The sequence below is a fragment of the Candidatus Kapaibacterium thiocyanatum genome (genome assembly GCA_001899175.1).
Taxonomy (GTDB): Bacteria; Bacteroidota; Ignavibacteria; order Kapaibacteriales; family Kapaibacteriaceae; genus Kapaibacterium; species Kapaibacterium thiocyanatum.
On record MKVH01000024.1, the window covers coordinates 393,277 to 409,643 of the forward strand.

General features: G+C 61.5%; 13 protein-coding genes. 3 read left to right on the forward strand and 10 right to left on the reverse strand.

Features of this window, described 5'->3' with window-relative positions; all coding sequences use genetic code 11:
* The 10 genes from BGO89_10300 to BGO89_10345 form a co-directional block, all read right to left on the reverse strand.
* On the reverse strand, positions 1 to 1,002 hold the full coding sequence (locus BGO89_10300; protein ID OJX56906.1) for a hypothetical protein: 1,002 nt from the start codon (positions 1,000 to 1,002) through the stop codon (positions 1 to 3).
* Positions 1,002 to 1,946: an NAD-dependent dehydratase gene (locus BGO89_10305; GenBank protein OJX56907.1), complete on the reverse strand. Its 945-nt coding sequence runs from the start codon at positions 1,944 to 1,946 to the stop codon at positions 1,002 to 1,004. Before BGO89_10305 ends, BGO89_10300 begins: the two co-directional genes overlap by 1 nt.
* A gap of 74 nt (positions 1,947 to 2,020) precedes the next feature.
* The gene (locus BGO89_10310; protein OJX57351.1) at positions 2,021 to 3,541 is read right to left on the reverse strand and encodes a hypothetical protein; all 1,521 of its coding nucleotides are present in this window, start codon (positions 3,539 to 3,541) and stop codon (positions 2,021 to 2,023) included.
* 604 nt (positions 3,542 to 4,145) lie between these two features.
* Positions 4,146 to 4,622 (reverse strand): hypothetical protein, encoded by a 477-nt coding sequence (locus tag BGO89_10315; GenBank protein ID OJX56908.1) that lies wholly within the window; start codon positions 4,620 to 4,622, stop codon positions 4,146 to 4,148.
* Between the two features lie 71 nt (positions 4,623 to 4,693).
* Entirely contained in the window at positions 4,694 to 6,415 is a 1,722-nt protein-coding gene (locus BGO89_10320; protein OJX56909.1) for a hypothetical protein, read from the reverse strand.
* On the reverse strand, positions 6,412 to 6,873 hold the full coding sequence (locus BGO89_10325) for a hypothetical protein (protein OJX56910.1): 462 nt from the start codon (positions 6,871 to 6,873) through the stop codon (positions 6,412 to 6,414). Before BGO89_10325 ends, BGO89_10320 begins: the two co-directional genes overlap by 4 nt.
* A gap of 77 nt (positions 6,874 to 6,950) precedes the next feature.
* Positions 6,951 to 7,412, reverse strand: a complete 462-nt coding sequence (locus BGO89_10330) for a 30S ribosomal protein S16 (GenBank protein OJX56911.1) — start codon at positions 7,410 to 7,412, stop codon at positions 6,951 to 6,953.
* A 30-nt stretch (positions 7,413 to 7,442) separates the two neighbouring features.
* Positions 7,443 to 8,771, reverse strand: a complete 1,329-nt coding sequence (locus BGO89_10335; protein OJX56912.1) for a signal recognition particle protein — start codon at positions 8,769 to 8,771, stop codon at positions 7,443 to 7,445.
* Between the two features lie 81 nt (positions 8,772 to 8,852).
* Positions 8,853 to 10,589 (reverse strand): hypothetical protein, encoded by a 1,737-nt coding sequence (locus BGO89_10340; GenBank protein OJX56913.1) that lies wholly within the window; start codon positions 10,587 to 10,589, stop codon positions 8,853 to 8,855.
* 123 nt (positions 10,590 to 10,712) lie between these two features.
* The gene (locus tag BGO89_10345; protein OJX56914.1) at positions 10,713 to 13,268 is read right to left on the reverse strand and encodes a hypothetical protein; all 2,556 of its coding nucleotides are present in this window, start codon (positions 13,266 to 13,268) and stop codon (positions 10,713 to 10,715) included.
* Between the two features lie 33 nt (positions 13,269 to 13,301).
* Between BGO89_10345 and BGO89_10350 the strand changes: the two genes are divergently transcribed.
* The 3 genes from BGO89_10350 to BGO89_10360 are packed head-to-tail and all read left to right on the forward strand — an operon-like array spanning position 13,302 to position 16,326.
* Positions 13,302 to 15,038 (forward strand): hypothetical protein, encoded by a 1,737-nt coding sequence (locus BGO89_10350; protein OJX56915.1) that lies wholly within the window; start codon positions 13,302 to 13,304, stop codon positions 15,036 to 15,038.
* Positions 15,035 to 16,063, forward strand: coding sequence for a threonylcarbamoyl-AMP synthase (locus BGO89_10355; GenBank protein ID OJX56916.1), 1,029 nt, complete (start codon positions 15,035 to 15,037; stop codon positions 16,061 to 16,063). Before BGO89_10350 ends, BGO89_10355 begins: the two co-directional genes overlap by 4 nt.
* Complete coding sequence (locus BGO89_10360) at positions 16,060 to 16,326, forward strand: phosphocarrier protein HPr (protein OJX56917.1); 267 nt, start codon at positions 16,060 to 16,062, stop codon at positions 16,324 to 16,326. The genes BGO89_10355 and BGO89_10360 overlap by 4 nt, the downstream gene beginning before the upstream one ends.
* Positions 16,327 to 16,367: the final 41 nt, after the last annotated feature.

Below are 16,367 nucleotides of genomic sequence, written 5' to 3' on the forward strand. Positions count from 1 at the left end.
TCAGGGCGTCGACGGCGGGGCGGCCAGCGATCGTTTGATGGGACAGGTACTCGTGCCGTGAAGTTCGCACGAGCCGTCGCAGGGCGTCACGTAGACGCGCGGAATAGCCGTAGGGAAGCGCGCATGCAGGGCATCCAGGATCTGCTTCTCCAGCTCGTAGAGCTGCTGCAGGGTATAGTCGTACGGCATCACCAGGTCGATCTCGATGAAAATGTCCTTGCCCGACTGCCGCGTGTGCACGCTCCTGAATTCGCACATACGTGTGAAATTTTCGGCGATGATGGCAAGGATCTCGTACTGCATCTCGTCCGGTAGCGTACGATCCAGCAACTGACGGAACGCTTCGCGTCCGTGCTGCAGCGGCACCTTGAGCGTGACGAGGATGAGGGCGATGGAGACGACGCTGTCGAGCACCGCTGCCACACCGAACCATTTGATGCCGTGCAGGGCTGCGCTGGCACCCAGGCCGACGACGACGCCGATCTCGACGAACGAGTCCACACGCCACAGCTCGGCATCGTAGTGCAGCATGGGCATGTGATAGCGCTGGGCATAGCGTTCGAGCAGACGGGCCGTCCATCGCATCACGATGAAGGAGATGACGCTCCACACCACGAGGATGATGTTGTTGCGCATTTCCGGTGGCCGCTGGAACAGCGAGAACGCCTCGCCGAGCGTGAATACCGTCAGGACGAGGAGAAGATTGGCGCTGACCAGGATGGCCAGGCTCTCGTATTTGCCGTAGCCGTAGTTGAAGGTGAGGTCGGGCCTGCGCATGCTGCGCTGCACGGCAGCGAGGAAGAGCAGGGAGTTACCGATGTCGATCAGCGTCAGATATCCGTTCGTCTGCATGATCAGCGAATGCTGGACCAGGCCGAGCACGATGCTGCCGAGGGCCAGGATCATGCATGCCATGAGCGAGACGACGGAAGCGTATTCCGCGGACTGCCTGCGGAAGAGGCTCCGGAGGCGACGACGTGCCGTGGAGAGCCAGGCGAACATCAGGCACCGATTCCGAGTGCCTTGCGGAAGTAGGCCAGCGTATGGCGCAGCCCTTCGGCCCTGTCCACCTTCGGCGTCCAGCCGAGTTGCGTGGTCGCCGTCGTGATGTCGGGTTGGCGCACCTTGGGATCGTCCTGGGGCAGGTCCTTGTACGAAATGGTGCTCGACGAGCCGGTGAGGGCGATGATCTCTTCCGCGAGCTTCTTCATCGTGATCTCGTCGGGGTTGCCGACGTTCACGGGATCGTTGATCGAGCTGTGGAGGAGGCGATAGATGCCGTCCACGAGATCGTCGACGTAGCATACGGACCGTGTCTGCGAGCCGTCCCCGAACACCGTGAGGGGCTCGCCGCGCAGGGCCTGGCTCATGAAGGCAGGAATGGCGCGGCCGTCTTCGACGCGCATTCGCGGACCGTACGTGTTGAAGATGCGGATGATGCGTGTATCGACGTTGTGATAGCGGTGATAGGCCATCGTCATGGCTTCGGCGAAGCGCTTGGCCTCGTCATAGACGCCGCGGATGCCCACCGGATTCACGTTGCCCCAGTACGATTCGGGCTGGGGATGGATCATCGGATCGCCGTAGACCTCGCTGGTACTCGCGAGCAGGAAGCGGGCTCCCTTGGCCTTGGCCAGACCGAGTGCCTTATGCGAGCCGAGCGAGCCGACCTTCAGGGTCTGGATCGGGAACTTGAGATAGTCGATGGGGGATGCCGGCGATGCGAAGTGCAGGATGGCGTCGAGCTGGCCATCGACGTACATGTAGTTCGTCACGTCGTACTGCACGAGTTCGAATCGCTCCAGGCCGATGAGGTGGCCGACGTTGTCCGGCGAACCCGTGATGAAGTTGTCCATGCAGACGACGTGATAGCCTTCCGCAATGAAGCGATCGCAGAGATGCGATCCGAGAAAACCGGCGCCGCCGGTGATGAGAACACGTTTCATGGGGCGCAATATACGGCGCAGCCTTGCGGATAATCGGTATCATCCGCGAGAAAGACCGCGCCGTTCGCGTTGGATTACTTTCTGGTGATGACGAACTCGACGCGACGGTTCAACTGGCGTCCTTCGTCCGTCTTGTCCATCGACTGCGGCTTCGTCTCTCCGTAGCCCTTCGCCGAGATGCGAGAGGCGTCGATGCCATGTTCCGTGATGTAGGTCATGACGGCCTTGGCCCGGTTGTCCGAGAGGGTGAGGTTGTCCTTGTCCTTGCCGACGTCGTCCGTATGCCCGCCGAGTTCGATGGCGATGGTGGCATTGGACTTCAGGAAGGCTACGAGGCGATCGAGGTCCGGACGCGATTCCGGGCGCAGGTCGCTCTTGCCGACGTCGAAGAAGAGGTTGTTGATGCGGATACCGCGGCCGATGACGACAGGTTCGAGCGTGAGGTCCTGCTTGATTTCCTTGTACGTCGTGAGGTCCTTCGTCGAAAGGCTGCGGCTCACGGCATAGTAGTCCTGGGCATCCGCACGGAAGCCGTATTCCTCGCCGCCCGTGAGCACGATCTTGTAGGCGCCCGTGGCGGGATCGGACATGGCGGTGCCGAGTTCCGCACCGTCGCTGAGCCGTTCGTACCGGATGCGTGCGGCCATCGGTTTCTGCGTCGATGCGTCCGTGACGATGCCGCTGACGATGACGACGGGCCGCGGACGCAGGCTCGGCGGAAGGTCGACCTGCCAGATGTCGAGCGAACCGGACGGACCGTTGGCGATGAGATAGGCGTAGGCGCCATCGGCCGGTACGTTGAAGTAGGCGTCCCATCCCCTGGTATTGATGATGGGGCCGAGGTTCTCCGGTTCCGACCAGTTCCTCCACGTATCGTCGAGACGGCGGGACATGAAGATGTCCGAACTGCCGAAGCCGCTGTGGCCGGCCGACGTGAAGTAGAGCGTGATGCCGTCGGCGGCGAGGAAGGGTGCCGCTTCGTCGAGGTAGGAGTTGATGGTGTTGCCGGTATGCTGCGGACGCGACCACCTGCCGTCCTCGTGCTTGAAGCTCACGAAGATGTCGCGCTCGCCAAGGCAACTGTCGCGCTCCACCGTCATGAGCAGCGTGCCGCCGTCGGCGGAGAGGCAGGCCTCGATGTACTTGTTGTGGTTCACGTAGTCGTCGATCTCGACGGTCCTGGGCATCGACCAGCCGTCGATCGTACGCTCGCTGATGGAGAAGCCCGAACCCTTCGGCGATCCGTCGCCGTTATACGTGTTGCCGAGCAGGAGCGTGTTGTTGTCGGGCGTGGAGGATACGACGAAGTTGTGTCCATCGTTGTTGATCGGCCGACCGATGTTGCGGGCAGTGCTCCACGTTCCATCAGCCATCTTCTGCGAGAGATAGACTTCGCTGTTTACCTTGTCGATCGGGCTCTGATCGTACTTCTCCCGCGTGACGTAGAGGATCGTCCCGTCGGGAGAGATGAGGGGGCTCTTCTCCGTCGAGGACGAGTTAACGGCGTCGGAGAGCCGCGTACGCTTGAGGGATGCAGGCAGGTTCTTCGCGAGGTTGATGGGCTTGCGGTTCGTGCGGAGGACGAAGTAGTCCATGGCCACCGTCATGCGCTCGTTGACGTGGAACCCCATCATCGTGCCCGTCGTGCGCGGGGCCGGACATCTGTAGACTTCCTCGTTGTTGAGGAAGAAGGTGAACTCCGAACCGCGTTTGCGCACGCGCAGGATGTTCGTCTGCTTCATCGGCTTGACGTATCCCGACTCCTTCCATGCCAGCACGTCCTTGTACTCGTTGTTGACCCACTTGTTGATGCGGATGTAGCCGTTCGACGAAACGACGAAGTTCCAGCTGTTGTCGAGGTTGGGGCCGTGGAAGGTGAGGCCGTAGCCGTGGTTCTCCACGCCGGCGATCTGCGTGAGCGAGGTCTCGATCTCGTAGTCCTTGTCCTGCTCGATGAACTCGCCGATCGTCACGTGCCAGTTGCCTGTCTCCGAGCGTTTGTCGAGGACGAAGTACCCGTCGATGATCTTCTGCGTGATGTCCTGGGTCTGATAGTCGCCCCATTCCGTACTCGTCGAGTCGAAGTCTTCGCGATAGGCGATGGGCAGGTCCTGTCCCTGTACTGCGGCGAAGGCGAGAAACAGCATCAGTGCGGCGATGGAGAACGGTTTCATGGATGATCTGAAGGTTGAAGAGATGTCAGAATTTGACCTTGAAGGATCCGCCGGTGACGGACTTCGTGGAACCGGCCATGTTACGTGCAGTGAAGGAGAACGTTCCTTCGGCCTCGGTGCTGCTGAGTTTCGTGAGCGTGACGGTACCGTTGCCGACGCCGATCATCGTCGTATACATGTCATTCTGCGTCGTACCCATCGTAACCTGGCACATGTGCGGATTGGTGGCCGTACCGCCGATCGGATAATCGCCCGTACCGCTCGGATTGAGCAGGCGGATCTGGATCTGGCGTACGTTGTTGTCCTGTCCTGCGATGGCCAGGACTCCACTGCTGTATACTCCGCTCACCGTCAGCGATCCGCTCCAGTCCGAGCCGTCGATCTTCGCCGCCATCGTGTTTCCCGAGGACGGAGAAGGGGTGTTCGACGAATCGTCCTTGCTGCATGCAGTGGTGAAGACCGTGATGACCAGTGCGAAAATAAGAATGTGGAAGTGGTTCATGGCAGCGCTCCGTTTGTCATTGATATACCGTTAGGCTGCGAACCTACGGTTCCATGACGGCGGCTGCCGTACTACCTTTCTACTACTGCACGCTCGAGGAAGGTGACGATGTTGACCTTCGGATCGAGGCCGAGCTTACGGCGGATGTTGTAGCGATGTTTCTCGATGGCGCGCTCCGTGACGTGGAGCAGGCTGGACATGTCCTTCGTTGCCAGGCCAAGCTTGAGCATCGAACAGATGCGCAGTTCCATGGGCGTGAGGTCCGGACATCGCAGTGCGAGGCGTTCGGTGAACCTGTTGTTCAGGGTGTTGAACTTGTCCTGGAACATGGTCCACGATGCCGATTTCGTTTCGTCACGCGACGTCTTCCTGCCCTGCTGCAGTTCGGCGATCTGCAGCGTCATGGACGTGAGTTCCTGGAGCTTCCGGTCCACTTCCGCACGCAGTCGTTCGTTCTGGAGGCGCAGGATCTCCCTGTCGCGCTCCGCGACGGCGAGCCGCAGTTCGGCGGCATGGAGTTCCATTCGCCGCGATGCATCCTCGCGGTGCTGCCGCTCGAAGGCCTCGTACCGTTCCCGCTGCAGTGCCAGAGCCTTGCGGTACTGCTTCAGTGCTTCGTAGACGCGCGTGCCGAGGTCGAGCAGCATGACCGTGTAGGAGCGGCTGTCCGACGTTGCCGCACGGGCATACGCTTCGTCGAAGAGTGCTCGTGCCTGGGTAGCATCGCCGGAGGTGAGCAGTGCCTCGATGTGCGCCGTACAGGAATGGAGCAGCAGGCGCGTGTCGTCGAGTACCCTGGCTTCGGCCAGCCCGAGTGCGCTTTCCTCGACGGCCTGTGCGATGCGGCCGAGTCTGAGCAGCGACGTCCCACGGCCGCAGCGGGCGACGATGGCTTCGCGGATGTGGCCCGACTGCTGGCAGATGCGCAGTGCTTCTTCGTACATGACGAGGGCATCGGCGGGACGCTCTGCGAAGAGCAGCCGGCCGGCCAGGTTGTTGAGCAGCGTTCCCTCGCCATACCTGTTTCCGAGCGAGCGATGGATGGCCAGGGCCTGTTCGATCATCGTCGTCGACTCTTCGGCATACCCCGCATTGTAGAGAGCGGTCGCGGCGTTGGCGATGGCATTGCCTTCCATGAACCTGTCGCCGAGATCCCGTGCCCTGGCCGCTGCCTTGCGGTGCAGCTCCACGGCACGCTCGTATTCCGCACGCTGCTCGTAAAGGGCACCGAGGCTGGTGTAGCATCCGGCCTCGATGGTGCTGAGGCCGCTGTTCCTCGCGATGTTCAGTGCTTCGTTGTAGGCTTCCAGCGACTGCATGAGATCGTCGCGACGTCCGTACAGCATCCCAAGGTTGTAGGTCGTCATCGCGACGCCTTCGTCATGGCCCGTGCGGTCGAACGTATTGCGGGCTTCGGTCAGGTACGCTTCGGCGAGGTCGAGATCGCCGATCAGCATTTCATGACTGCCGCACGAGAGCAGGCATTTGGCCAGTGTGCGGTCGTCACCCAGGGCCCGTGCTTCGCGCAGGGCGGTCTTGCCCGCATGACGTGCTGCGTCGGGTTCACCATTGAAATGATAGTGCTGGGCCAGGATGCGCAGGGCGGCGATACGTTCCGTAACGATCGTCGTACGGTCGGAGGGAGAAAGGGACGCTTCGTCCAGGAGCCTGTCGGCCAACACGAGCGCATCGTTCGCTGTGCGCGCGGCCGTAGCCGGATCCTTGTTGTAGTCGGCCACGGCAGTATCGAGCATGCGCGACAGACGCCTGATGGTGCGTTCCGTCGTCGTCACGATGCGATCATGCGGATGGCGTTGACGTACTGCATGACGATGAGGCAGGCGGCGACAGCGAGGCCGGCGAGGTTGACGAGGGGCATGATGAAGGGAGCCTTGCCCGCTCCTTTAGGACGCAGGATGCTGAAGGCTCCGAGGCGCTTGCCGTCGATATCGGCGGTCATCACCGCATCGGGGCGTACATCGCGTCCGTTCGCCGTCTCGATCACGATCTTCAGGCGTCGTTCCTCGCGGAGATAGTCCACACCCCACAGCGTCATGAGGATGAGGTAGATGACGGTCTGCCCCGCGCGCAGCGTCAGTGCATCGGCTGCGGCATCGGGAGTGAGGTCGAATCCTACGATGGCATAGATGACCAGCCAGTAGAGCCCTGCCATGGTGAAGCAAAGGGCGAGCATACGTTTGAAGCGTTTACGCTCGACGACGTAGAGATCGCGCAATGTTTGATGGAGCATGTGCAAACTTCAGCAGAAAAAGGAAAACGCGCAGGCTCCGACGTTGGAACCTGCGCGTTATGATAGGCGGAAGGGAATTATTCTGCTGCTTCTGCCGGTGCTTCGGCTTCCGCGGCCGGTTCTTCGGCTGCGGGAGCGGGCGCTTCGACGGGGGCTGCAGCGGCTGCTGCCTTGGCCTTGGCACGATCGGCACGACGTTGCTTCAGGCGCGTATGACGTGCCGATGCCTTGTCGCGGTGTTGTGCTACGGCGGCTTCGATCTCGGCTTCGCTGTGTCCCTTGAGGGCAAGGTGACGGCGGAGCAGGACGCCTTCGCGGCTCAGGATCTGGCGGACGACGTCGGTCGGCTGTGCGCCGACGCCCAGCCAGTAGAGGGCGCGTTCGGAACTGAGGACGACGGTTTTGGGCGAGGTCATCGGATCGATGTACCCTACCCGTTCGATCGATGCGCCGTCACGACGGGCGCGTCCGTCGATCGCTACGATGTCGTAGAAGGGGTGCTTCTTACGACCACGGCGACGCAAGCGGAGTTTGACCATGGGGGTCTCCTAATGGGAAAATGTGGTTGATCAGCGACGCACGGGGGATTGAGGGCCGAACATGTTGGCCATCTTTCCGCGCGTCATATTCTTCATCATCTTCTGCATGTCTTCGAACTGCTTGATCAGGCGGTTGACGTCCTGAACGGAAGAGCCGCTGCCGTCGGCGATGCGCTTGCGGCGCGAGCCGTTGAGCAGGCGGGGATTCTGGCGCTCTTCGATCGTCATCGACAGGACCATCGCCTCGACGCGGGAGAATGCCTTCTCGTCGATCTGGACGTTCCTCATCGCCTTGTCCATTCCGGGAATCATGCCCAGAAGGTCACGCAGTGAACCCATCTTCTTGATCAGTCGCATCTGTTCGAGGAAGTCCTCGAACGTGAACTGGTTCTTCTTGAGTTTCTCTTCGAGCTTGGCGGCTTCCTTCTCGTCGATCTGCTGCTGGGCCTTTTCGACGAGGGTGATGATGTCGCCCATGCCGAGGATACGCGATGCGATCCGCTCCGGATAGAACGGTTCGAGTGCGTCGACCTTCTCACCGACGCCGACGAACTTGATCGGCTTGCCGGTGACGGCACGGATGGACAGGGCGGCACCGCCGCGCGTATCGCCATCGAGCTTGGTGAGCACGACGCCGGTGAGTTCGAGGCGCTCGTGGAAGGCCTGGGCCGTGTTCACGGCATCCTGACCCGTCATGGCGTCGCATACGAACAGCACTTCGTGCGGCTTGAGATTGCTCTTGAGGTCGGCGACCTCCTGCATCATCTCTTCGTCGATCGTCAGACGACCGGCCGTGTCGACGATCACGACGTCGCGGCCGAATTTCTTCGCGTACTGGACCGCTTCCTGGGCGATCTCCAGCGGCTTGGCGTCATCCTTGGAGAAGACGGGCAGGGAGATGGACTGTCCCAGGGTCTTGAGCTGGTCGATGGCTGCCGGACGGTAGATGTCGCAGGCAACGAGCAGGGGCTGACGCCCCTTCTTCTTCAGCATGAAGGCCAGCTTGGAGCAGAAGGTCGTCTTGCCCGAACCCTGCAGACCGGCGACCATGATGATGGTAGGCGCCTGGGCCGCAACGGCGATGTCCGACTTCGTCGAGCCCATCAGGGCTACGAGTTCGTCGTGGATCAGCTTGATCATGAGCTGACCGGGCAGGACGTTACCCTTGACTTCCAGGCCGAGGGATTTCTCCTTGACGTCGTCGATGAACTTCTTCGTGACGTTGAAGTTCACGTCGGCGTCGAGCAGGGCACGGCGGACTTCGGCGAGAGCTTCACCGATGTTCTCTTCCGTGATCTTGGACTGTCCCCGGATGCGCTTGAGCGCTTCCTCGAGTTTTTCGCTTAGACTTTCGAACATGGCCTGCTTGAGTGCTGTTGACAACGCAAGACCCCGCCCTTCGGGGCGGGGTCTTGCTGGAAGAACGACAAATATAAAGACTTAGCGAGAAATAACGAAGCGCGTCGTGCCGATGGTCCGACCGTCGGGCATCGTGGCGCGTACGAGGTAGGTACCCGTCGCGAGCGTGGATCCGGGGATGACGGCGGAGGCGGCATCCGCACCGGCGGCGATCCAGCTACCGACGAACATGCCGGCAGCATCGTAGACGTCGAAACGGGCCGGACCGACCAGCGAGGCCGCGACGCTCAGCGTCACGTCACCGGATGCCGGAACGGGCGATACCGTCCATGCCGAGGCGGGAACCATGCCTTCTTCGGCCACGGATGTCGAGGTGTCGGGAGGGGCGACTTCGAGCAGCGATGCATTCACCGTGCCGTTGGGATCGACGAGGATGATCTTGAAGGTGGCGCTGGGGGCGGCGCTGGTGAGATCGAACATGCCGCTGGCGAGCGCCAGTGTCGCACGGTTGGTACCGCGGAGGTCGGCGACCCAGCCACGGAGGATCTTGTTGTTCGCATCGCGTACCCAGAGTGTATCGACGCGGGGTTCCATACCCTTGTATGCCGCCATGAAGTCACCATAGCGTGCGCCGGAGAAGAGGTTCGTATCGGCACGCGTGATGATGTCCATTTCCGGCGCGTTCGGCGAGTTGTCGACGATACGGAGAACCGTCCTGCCGTCTTCGTTCGAGGTTTCGAGGGCGTTGTCCACGATCAGAGCCGTGAGATTCAGATCGCGGCTGTCGGGATTGACGGGGAACTTCGTCGTGTCGACGAGGCCTTGCAGGACGATCGTATAGCTACGTCCGGCGCGCAGGGCGGGAAGCGTGACGGTCTTGATCGTATCGCGATAGCTCGTGGCCGTCGCGGGGGCGAAGCCGATGACGAGGGGTTGGCCTGCAGCCAGATTGGCGAAGCCCGTAGCCTTGCGATAGGCGAAGTTGTCCATGCTGGTGTTCTTGACCGTGTTGATCCAGATGTCGACCACACCCACGGCAGGATCCGGAGCGTTATGGACGAACTGGACGCGGGCCGTCTGCGAGCCGGCAAGGATGGGACACTTGACGACGCTTCCATTCTCGAGCACTGCGAGCAGGGACAGCGTATCCATGCTGTTGTGATTATCTTCCGGCGTCTTGAATCCCGAAAGGGTCAGGACGATGACCTGTCCGGCCAGCGTTCCGAGATCGACTTCGAACGATCCCGTCACGCGCGTCTTGTCTCCTGCCTTCGTATAGTCGAGCGTGATGCGTTCACGGTCGAGGAGCAGAGGCTGTGTCGAATTCATCCCGTACTTCAGGCTCGTCATCGCTGCCTGTGCACGGCCTCGGACGTAGAGGTCGCCGATTTCCAGGTCGGTGGCTCCATGGACGAAGTAGAGGCCGGCCTTCACAGGGTCCGAAATCTGACGTGCCACTTCGAAGATCTGGAGGTTCAGCGTGATGTTCTGTCCGTCAGGATTCGCAACGAATCCCGTGGTTTCGCGGACGCCGCGGAAGATGGCCATGTAGGCCTTCTCCTGCGTGGGGAGCAGGTTGTAGGTGGCGACGGGATTGCTGGCATCCGAGCTGTTGCCGAGTGCGATGGCGAACGTGACTTCGAGGTCATCGAAGATGGCGATGCCGTCGAGGTTGTTGGCGGCCTGGAATTCGATGTCCTCGAACTTGACCGTGTTGCCCGCCTGGGTGACGTACAGGTCGATGGTGCTCAGAGACGGATCCGGCGAGTTGTGCAGGAACGTCACGTTGGAAAGTTGTGCCGAAGCACCTGCCGTCATTACGCCCAATGCCACCAACAGCGTACAAAGACGAATCATCATGGAAATCTCCAGAAAAGCGGAATGTTTAGCCCATTAAGATCTGATGATCTAGAGGAGTGACATCGGGAAAGGTAAAAAGTTTCAGCCGATATCCGCATAGGTCGCTCGCATCGCGTCGGCCGTATGCACGAAGAGAGGATGTGCAGGAACGGCCCGGACGGTGCAGCCCTGCATGCCGCTTTCCTCGCATGCGTAGTCGCCTTCGTAGTAGGTCGTGGATCCTTCCTTGCGCACGGCACCGAGCGTCGTCGTATGTGCGGGCGAGATGTCTCCCTTGCTGTCCACACGGCCATAGATGGCCTGGACGAGGACGTCGTCCGGAGAGAGCGCCCCCAGCATGAGCTCGGCCGTCACGTGAATGCGTTTCCCGACGTGGGCGCCGGTCGTGCCGTGGATGGCCACCGGACCGATACGGACCTGCTTCCAGCGGGCGTCGATCATGCCGATATGACGTACGAGGGCGCGGGCCTGCTCGGCCTGGTTCGCGATCATGACGTAGTGCTGTTCGACGGCGGGGATGTAGGCCTCGACGGCGTAGTCGTGGACCATCCGTACGGCGGAGAACCGGCCGCCGAGCGTACGGATACTGTTCTTCATGAGGGCGATCCAGCGCTCGGGGACGCGGCTCTTGCCGATGTCGTAGAACATCGGGACGATGGTATGCTCGAGCATGTCGTAGAGCGTTTCCGCATCCGTGACGTCCTGCTGCTCGTTGTCGAACTGCTCCCCGCGGCCGATGGCGAAACCGTTGTAGCCATCGAAGCCTTCGGCCCACCATCCGTCCAGGATACTGCAATGGAGGGCTCCATTCAGGACGGCCTTCATGCCGCTGGTGCCGCTCGCCTCGTAGGGGCGGCGAGGTGTGTTCAGCCAGACGTCGCATCCGCGGACCATGAGTCGTGCGACGTCGATGTCGTAGTCCTCGAGGAAGACGATGCGTTGCTCGAGTCCGTGACGCTTGATGTTCTGCAGGACGCGCTGGATGAGCTCCTTGCCTTCGGTATCGCGCGGATGGGCCTTGCCGGCGAGGACGAACTGGACCGGACGTTTCGGATCGTGTACAAGGCGGGCCAGCCGCTCGATGTCGTGCATCAGCAGATCGGCGCGCTTGTACGAGGCGAACCGTCGTGCGAAGCCGATCGTGAGGACGTCGGGATCCAGATAGTCGTGGATGCTGTTGATCTGTTCCTGCGTGAGAGACGTGCTGTGTTTGCTGAGGATATGCTGCCGTGCTCCGAGGACGAGACGTTCGCGGCGGCGTTGATGGGCGCGCCACAGTTCGAAGCTCGGAATGGCGTCGACGTTCTTCCACGACTCCTCGAGGTCGGGGCGGGTGCGCCAGGTCGGCGACAGATAGCGGTCGTAGAGGTCGGCGATTTCGGGGGCGATCCACGACTGCGTATGGATGCCGTTCGTGACGGCGCCGATGGGCACTTCGGAACGTGCGAACTCCGACCATACGTCCCGCCACATCGTGCGGGCCACCTCGCCGTGGAGCTTGCTCACGCCGTTGCGATACACCGCCCCTCGCAGACCCAGTACGGTCATCGAAAAGCCTATGTCGGACGACGGGGCACTTTGCGATCCGAGTGACAGGAACTCGACCCACGATATGCCCAGGGCTTCGACGTACGATCTGAGATAGGTCTCCATGATGTCGAACCGGAATACCTCGTTACCCGCGGGTACGGGCGTATGGGTCGTGAAGACGCTCGACTGCTGCGTGATCTGCCATGCCTCGCGGAACGTCACGCTGAAACGATCCATGAACTGCCTGCTCCGTTCGAGCAGGCAGAACGCTGCATGACCTTCGTTGATGTGGCATACGGCGGGTTCGATGCCGATGGCCTGCAGTGCGCGCATGCCTCCGATGCCGAGCATCATTTCCTGCATGACGCGTGTGTCCACTGTACCGCCATAGAGGCGGTCCGTGACGTCGCGCAGACGTTCATCCGTGTTCTGCGGCACGTTCGTATCGAGCAGGTAGAGGGGGACGCGGCCGACGTTCATACGCCAGATCTGGGCATGGCAGCGGCCGAGGGGCAGGTCCACGGAAATCGTGATGGGCGTACCGTCGGCACGGGTGACGGGCGTGAGCGGCAGGGAGAAGAAGTCGACTTCGAGATACTGTTCGTTCTGCCAGCCATTCTGCGTGAGATACTGGCGGAAGTAGCCTTCCTGATAGAGGAGACCCATGGCCACGAGAGGGAGGCCGAGATCGCTTGCCGATTTCAGGTGATCGCCCGCGAGGACGCCCAGACCGCCGGAATAGCAGGAAAAGCTCTCGTGGATGCCGAACTCGGCGCAGAAATAGGCGATGTAGGAGCCCGGCTTGGGATCCTGGGACGCGTACCAGCCCCGATCGTCCATGTACCGACGGAACTGCGCATATACTTCCCTCACCTGGTTCACGTATTCGACACGATCCGCCATGGCCTGCAATTGTGCGTGGGACAGACGTGTGAGCAGGGCAACGGGATTGTGATGTACTTCTTCCCACAAGGCGGGATCGATACGTCGGAAGAGTTCCACGGCATCGGGATTCCAGCACCACCAGTAGTTGTAAGCCAGCTCCTTGAGAGGTGCGAGCGCATCGGGCATGGTGGGGGAAACCACGAAGGTTGTTACTGGCCGCATGGGTACTTGACACGGGAGTGATACATTGTCGTCATGAAGAATGGAAAGTTAGCGTATCTGGTGCTATGTGCCATGCTCGTAGCATGCGTGTCCCGCAACGGTAAACACCACGCCGGAACGGCACTGCGTCCGGCCAACGGCGGCAAGACCTACGGTGGTACCTTCCGGTTGAACATGGTGAGAGGTTCGCCGAATGCCCTCGACCCCATCAAGATCGTGAGCAAGGTAGGGGACGATCTCGCCCTCCAGATCTTCGACCGTCTGATCACGTTCGATTCCACCCTGCAGGTGAAGGGCGAACTCGCACGGTCGTGGGATATCTCACCCGATGGACGTACCTATACGTTCCACCTGCGCACGAACGTGCGGTTCCACGACGATCCCTGTTTCCCCGGAGGCCGTGGACGTCTCCTGACGGCGAAGGACTTCGTCTATTCCTTTACACGCTGCTGCGACCCGACGTCGGGCTCCCTGACCTACTGGGCCTTCAAGGAGCGCGTCGTCGGTGTGGACCGATATCATGCGGAGCGCGCGACCAACCCCGCCGCCGCCCTTCCCGAAGGATTCCAGGCCCCCGACGATTCCACCTTCATCGTCCGTCTGGTGGAGCCGCAGGCCCCCTTCCTCCTCGTCCTCGCCAATGGTCTCGGGTGCCCCGTTCCCAGGGAAGCCATCGAACACTACGGCAAGGACATCTTCCGCCATCCCGTCGGAACGGGTCCGTTCCGCCTCACGAAATGGGAAGAGGACCGGGTCATCGTCCTCGACCGCAATGCCGGATACTGGCAGACGGACGAACACGGCAACCGTTTGCCCTATCTGGATCGCATCGAAGTATCCTTCATCAAGGACGACAACGTCCAGTTCTCCGCATTCCGGCAGGGGGACCTGGACGAGAACTTCACGATTCCCACGGAAGTGTTCCCCGTACTCGTGGAACCCGGAACGGGCAAGCTCCAGGGGCGTTTCGCACAGTTCCAGTTGCAGCGTATTCCCGCCCTGTGTACCTGGTTCGTGGACTTCCAGTGCACGAAGGCGCCCTTCGACGACCGTCGTGTGCGTCGTGCCCTGGCCCTGAGCGTGGACCGTCACCGCATCGTGCGATACGTATTGCAGGGGTCGCCGTGGGGGCCCGCCAATCACGGCATCACACCACCCGTGCTGCCCGACTATCCCATCGACGACATCCCGGGAGTCGGCTTCGATCCCGAGGCGGCCCGCAGGGAGCTCGCTGCCGCCGGATATCCGAACGGGCAGGGCTTCCCGGCCATCGAGATGACGATCTATCCGGAGCCGCGTCTGAAGCAGACCGCCGAGGCCCTTCAACAGATGTGGAAGGAGCATCTCGGAGTGAACATCGGTATCCGTATGCTCAACTTCGCACAGTTCCTGGAACAGACGGAGAGCGGTACGCTGCCGATGTGGGGGACCCGCTGGTACGGTGATTATCCGGATCCCGAGACGTTCCTCGGACTGTACAATGGCGCCCTCCTGCCGGCCGATCCGACCGCACCGTCCTATCCCAACAGCGTGCGTTACGACGATGCCGAAGTCACGAGCCTGATCAAGCGTGCGATGATGGAACCTGCCGCCGATCTGCGCCACGACCTGTATCGTCAGGCCGAACGCAAGCTCACGCAAGACGCCCCGTCCATCATGCTCTTCTACGAGATGCATTACCGTCTGCTGCAACCCTGGGTGCGCGGCTATGCCCTCGATCCGATGGCCCGGAACGTCCTGAAGCATGCATACTTCGTCGGTGCATCATGACGACGGACATTCTCGACGCTCTTTCCGATCCCGACGGGGCGGTCCGCCGTGCCGGCGAACTGCTCCGTGGCGGACAGCTCGTGGCCATTCCGACGGAGACGGTCTATGGTCTGGCTGCACGCATCGACGATACCGAGGCGCTCGGACGGATCTTTCGCGTGAAGGGAAGGCCGCAGGACAATCCGCTCATCGTCCACTGCTCGGCACGCGAACAGGTGGATGAGGTCGTGGACTGGTCCGTGGTCGACACCGCGGACCGAACGATCGTCGAACGACTGATGGAGGCGTTCTGGCCGGGGCCGCTCACGCTCGTCCTTCCCCGCACCGCCGTCGTCGATGCCATCGTCAGTGCCGGTCTCGACACCGTCGCCGTACGGATTCCCGGACTCGATATCACACGCAGGATCATCGAAGAGGCCGGTATGCCACTGGCCGCACCATCGGCCAACCGTTCGGGCCGACCGAGTCCGACCACCGCCGAGCATGTCATGGACGACCTGCAGGCGACCATCGCCGCCGTCGTCGATGGTGGCCCGTGCCAGGAAGGGCTCGAATCCACCGTCGTGCGCGTCGTCGGCGGGCGGATCGTCGTCCTGCGTCCGGGCAGCGTCACGCGGGTCCAGCTTCACGAAGTGTCCGGTGCCGCCGTCGTCGATCCGGAGCGGGTGGACGATACGGCACATTCGCCCGGAACCAGGTACAGACATTACGCTCCCGTAGCATCGATGATATTGGTCGATTCCGTGGACGAAATCGGGACTTCGTACGTCAACGTGGCCTCCGCCGGCGACGGTACGGAACCACTCCGTATCGTCATGCTCGCCACGTCGGATCCGGGACTTCCCGGCATCGAATGGCGGCCTCTGCTGCCCTCTACGCTCTTCGCCGAGCTGAGGCGTGCGGACCGGTTGCATGTGGAAAAAATAATCGTACTTTGTGACGAGGCTGTTCGCCGCAACGAGGCGCTGATGAATCGGCTCCGGAAGGCGGCAGAGCCCACGCACGGAACTAGCGAGACGAAATGATCACGACGACGGTACGGGTGACCAACAGAGCGGGTTTGCACACGCGCCCGGCAGCGATGCTGGTGAAGCTGGCCGCCCAATACAAAAGCGACATCTACCTCATCCGCGACGGATTCAACATCAACGCCAAGAGCATCATCGGCGTGATGACGCTCGCGGCGGAACAGGGCTGCGATCTCGGACTTCATGTCGACGGCCCCGACGAGTCCACTGCGGCAGCCGCTATCGCCGATCTTTTCGCTTCCGGATTCGGAGAGCCCTGAACGATGGCGATACTACCCTGCATCCTTGTCCATTCACGGAA

Excerpts from the sequence above, each read along its gene's own strand:
- BGO89_10300 (OJX56906.1), bottom strand. The coding sequence starts at position 1,002 with ATGTTCGCCTGGCTCTCCACGGCACGTCGTCGCCTCCGGAGCCTCTTC.
- BGO89_10305 (OJX56907.1), bottom strand. The coding sequence starts at position 1,946 with ATGAAACGTGTTCTCATCACCGGCGGCGCCGGTTTTCTCGGATCGCAT.
- BGO89_10310 (OJX57351.1), bottom strand. The coding sequence starts at position 3,541 with ATGGACTACTTCGTCCTCCGCACGAACCGCAAGCCCATCAACCTCGCG.
- BGO89_10315 (OJX56908.1), bottom strand. The coding sequence starts at position 4,622 with ATGAACCACTTCCACATTCTTATTTTCGCACTGGTCATCACGGTCTTC.
- BGO89_10325 (OJX56910.1), bottom strand. The coding sequence starts at position 6,873 with ATGCTCCATCAAACATTGCGCGATCTCTACGTCGTCGAGCGTAAACGC.
- BGO89_10330 (OJX56911.1), bottom strand. The coding sequence starts at position 7,412 with ATGGTCAAACTCCGCTTGCGTCGCCGTGGTCGTAAGAAGCACCCCTTC.
- BGO89_10335 (OJX56912.1), bottom strand. The coding sequence starts at position 8,771 with ATGTTCGAAAGTCTAAGCGAAAAACTCGAGGAAGCGCTCAAGCGCATC.
- BGO89_10340 (OJX56913.1), bottom strand. The coding sequence starts at position 10,589 with ATGACGGCAGGTGCTTCGGCACAACTTTCCAACGTGACGTTCCTGCAC.
- BGO89_10345 (OJX56914.1), bottom strand. The coding sequence starts at position 13,268 with ATGCGGCCAGTAACAACCTTCGTGGTTTCCCCCACCATGCCCGATGCG.
- BGO89_10350 (OJX56915.1), top strand. The coding sequence starts at position 13,302 with ATGAAGAATGGAAAGTTAGCGTATCTGGTGCTATGTGCCATGCTCGTA.
- BGO89_10355 (OJX56916.1), top strand. The coding sequence starts at position 15,035 with ATGACGACGGACATTCTCGACGCTCTTTCCGATCCCGACGGGGCGGTC.
- BGO89_10360 (OJX56917.1), top strand. The coding sequence starts at position 16,060 with ATGATCACGACGACGGTACGGGTGACCAACAGAGCGGGTTTGCACACG.